Genomic DNA, 3,959 nt, shown 5'->3' with positions numbered 1-3,959 from the left:
ATTTTGTGTCTGCGACATTTCTGTTGTGCAAGAAATATGTACAATAAAATGAATTTTGTCGCTTTGCAAGCAAAATCCCACTAAACCCTATAGGTTGCGGATTTGAGGTTATCTATCAGATGATTAATTGTTTCGGAAAAATAATTAGTAACTTTACTACTTTAGTTATCTAATTCTTAGATATTTAAATAATAAGTTATTTTATTAATTAATATACATATATATCTTAATGAAATTATTCATTGTAAAATAATTAATATGTAATCTTTTTTGTGTTTGACATTTTACGAAATAAAATGTGCTCCCCTACTCTTCTGCAAGTATGGGAGCACATTCTCTTAAATGGTTTATGAGGATGTTAATTCCTTAGAGCTTCTTCAGTCTAGATTTTAAGGAATCATTGACTTCTTCATCTTCGAAGAACATCTTAATGATGGCATTGGCAAGATGTTTTACCGAGAGTTTCTTCTCACCAGAGAATGCCAGCTTCAGCTTTTCTAGATTGAGTTTTAAGTCTTCATCAATCATAATCATGTTGCCAGTTTTTTTGGTAGCACGATATTCTTTCGAAAAAGCATCAGCATATGCCAATACCTTGTCAAGTGATGACATATCTTCTGTAATCTCGACATCTGTATCTTCAACCTTCTTTGAGGCTTTCTTAGGTTCCTTCACTACTTTGTTCTCCTGCTCTTCAGGTTTATCAACATTTGTTGATTGCTGTTTATGAATTGCCCTTGACAAACCATCTAGTCCACCTGGCAATGAATATTCATCGTTATAATCCATATTATGTCTTATTTATTATCTTTGTTAATCTTATCCATTATGTATTCAAATGCTTCTTTAACGAGTTCCAACTGCTCATTCTTGCAAATCATAGTTGAATTTCGTCGAATATCAACACGATCGTATATTATTGGGGTAACTTCACCAAATCCGCGGAACAAACTGTCTGACAAACTCCAAAACTTCTTTTCGTCTTCGATTCCCTGTCCCTTACGCACACGATTTGGCACAAAGAAAGACTTGGCGTGAAACTTCTCAAACTTTCCTTTCAAGATGTTCATCATTTGGATGAAGACTCCTGTTGACTTTATAGTGTTAGTCTCATAATCATATGGACAGACTATAGCATCAGCATTAACGAAAATAGGAATTAATCCATCCTCGGTAATGGTACCTGGAGTATCTATTAAGATTATTCCATCAAAATTCTTGGCAATTTCAACAGCCTTAATGACCTCATCTTTGTCTTTAATGTTTACAGCACAAACACCGAAAGGCTCTTCATCTTTTGCTTTTTGCTTCAACTCGTCGTTACGTCGATCGAATACAGTCAATTGTTGATCCGCATCAATCACATAAACGTTTTTGCCAAGTGAGTGCAAATAATGTGCAAACATGATACAGAGAGTTGTTTTGCCGACACCTCCCTTTTGGTTTGCAAATACGATAATCTTATTATTCCCCATGATCTTTATTATTAATATATTCTATTTACGTTTTGTTGAGGTAGCTACCTATGTTGAGGTCATTCCCCTATTCGTCCGCAAAGATACTAAAAATATTAGTAATTTACATACTTTTGCAGGGGAAATATTTAGTAATTAAGTATATTTAAGTATTAGATTACAAAAATACATATTGATAAATATATCAATACACTAGTAAATAAAATATTAAAGTAATAAAATACTTTATTATTAAATATTGTAATATGTTGATTATCAATTGTTCTATTCTGTATGCTTTAGGTAAGATTGCTTTTTAAGATATTGTTTTAAGGTGAATTTTATTGCGAAAATTATAAAATACTAAATATATTAATTATTTTAGTTATTCTTTTCGCTCGGTAAAACTATATGTATATTAAGTATTAAAACATTTAAATTACTAAATATTTAAATATCAAGATATGTATATTAAAACATAAATGCTCTTATGCTTCCTGATGGTAGTAAAGCAGTTTTCTTAGATATATGTTCCAGCTTATACTTCAAGATTATAATTTCAAGATATTTTTGCATCCAATTGAATTTGCTAAACTGTACGTCTTTGGCCGTCTGATAAGCAGGTGACTTCAGGGTAATTCTTGATGATTATTCAGCTAAATGTAGAAGCTGCTCTTCTATACAAATTTTTCCTAGGAATTGCATATATATGTAGTGTTGGGTATCCTCCACTACCCTATCTAAAAAAATGACAATATCCCCGGCTTTCCTACTCCAACCCTCCCCTATCGTCATGGATATAGAATACAAATGATTCCAGGCATAAGGCATCGAACATTAGCTTGGATAATAAGGAAAAGTGGTACGGCGTAATTCTAGTTAAGGTAGGCCGGTTCTATCCATCCAAGAAAACATGCCAGCTTTGTGGTCATTTCAAGAGGGACTGTCTTTTTCAGATTGCTACTATACTTGCCATAATTACGGTGAGTTGATCGTACAGGACCTGAATGCTGCGATGAATATACTTGATGAAGATTTAAGAAATACATCTGGCAAGATTTTCTATTGCACCGATGGAGAGTGTGTAAGGCTTGCTTGCAAGCATTCCGACTACTTCGTTTGTAAGTGTGATTGCTATTCTGAACGCTTAGCTTATTGAAAACAACAACTTGTTCCACTGCTTATTGGATGAGCATGAGTTAATATGACTTGACTGTTGTATTGGAAACTCATCGATCTAATCATTGTCTTCTGGTTTTTGGAAGTAATACCAGAGTAAAAGTACCTCCTACTTGTAGAATCAGACTTATGGTTATCATATTTTCCAAGACTTTGCTTCCTATTAGATGAAGGACGTTTTGGGGTATGCTTAGAGCTACCATTTTGCGCTTTCTCGTGAAGTGTATAGTGTTCCTTGACTTCTTCATGGTTGCTATTTATCTGATATGCTATGGAAATGTTTTGTAGCAGAGATTTCTCAGTATTGCGAATTGATTATCCCGAGGGCTGACAAGCTATATATTTCTAGCCTATGCCTCGATGGTTCTTCCCTATTGGCGGTCATTACTTCCTTTTTTTGTTGATAGCTTCTGCTCAGATTTTTGGATTCCTAGGTATTGGCAAAAACAAAGTACTTTGTTACTTCATTACTAAACGCACGAAGTGTCTTGTTGTTTAGATGCTAAGTTGCTTAGTTTTCTTAGATACTAAGTATCTTATATATAAAGTATATAAATACTTCGATACTAAATATACGAAGTGTTTTATTGTTTTGATTCTAAGTTACTTAGTAGTCTTGATACTTAGAATATTCAGTACTAAGTATCTTATATACTAAGTATCTTGTTATTTTAATATTAAGTATCTAGTATATAAAGTATTTTGTTACTTCAATACTTTGTACATGAAATATCTTGTTGCTTAGATACTTAGTTGTTTAGTGCTCTTGATACTTAGAAACTTAAATGCTAAGTATCTTATATACAAAGTATCTTGTTACTTTAATATTAAATAATTAGTATATAAAGTATCTTATTACTTCATTACTAAGTATACGAAGTGTCTTGTTGCTTAGATACTAAGCATCTTATATATAAAGTATCTTGTTATTTCGATATTAAATAATTAGTATATAAAGTATTTTATTATTTCATTACTAAATATACGAATTGTCTTGTTACTTAGATGCCAAGTTACTTAGTATTCTTGATACTTAGAAACTTAGATGCTAAGTATCTTATATACAAAGTATCTTATTACTTTAATATTAGATAATTAGTATATAAAGTATTTTATTATTTCATTACTAAATATACGAATTGTCTTGTTACTTAGATGCCAAGTTACTTAGTATTCTTGATACTTAGAAACTTAGATGCTAAGTATCTTATATACAAAGTATCTTATTACTTTAATATTAGATAATTAGTATATAAAGTATTTTATTATTTCATTACTAAATATACGAATTGTCTTGTTACTTAGATGCCAAGTTACTTAGTATTC

The 3,959-nt window shown here is 31.3% G+C and carries 2 protein-coding genes; both read right to left on the bottom strand.

The annotated features are described in order from the left end of the window. Positions 1 to 366: 366 nt before the first annotated feature. Positions 367 to 789 carry a hypothetical protein gene (locus tag ACTQ16_RS16420; protein ID WP_441938512.1) on the bottom strand — a complete coding sequence of 141 codons (423 nt, stop codon included), beginning with the start codon at positions 787 to 789 and terminating at the stop codon, positions 367 to 369. An 8-nt stretch (positions 790 to 797) separates the two neighbouring features. Then, complete coding sequence (locus ACTQ16_RS16415; RefSeq protein WP_441932130.1) at positions 798 to 1,475, bottom strand: ParA family protein; 678 nt, start codon at positions 1,473 to 1,475, stop codon at positions 798 to 800. Positions 1,476 to 3,959 lie beyond the last annotated feature (2,484 nt).

Origin of the sequence: Prevotella sp. LCP21S3_D2, assembly GCF_052118345.1 — a bacterium.
Classification (GTDB): Bacteria; Bacteroidota; Bacteroidia; order Bacteroidales; family Bacteroidaceae; genus Prevotella.
Note: the sequence above shows the minus strand (reverse complement) of the source record. Positions and strands in the feature narration are given on the sequence as shown.

Excerpts from the sequence above, each read along its gene's own strand:
- ACTQ16_RS16415 (WP_441932130.1), bottom strand. The coding sequence starts at position 1,475 with ATGGGGAATAATAAGATTATCGTATTTGCAAACCAAAAGGGAGGTGTC.
- ACTQ16_RS16420 (WP_441938512.1), bottom strand. The coding sequence starts at position 789 with ATGGATTATAACGATGAATATTCATTGCCAGGTGGACTAGATGGTTTG.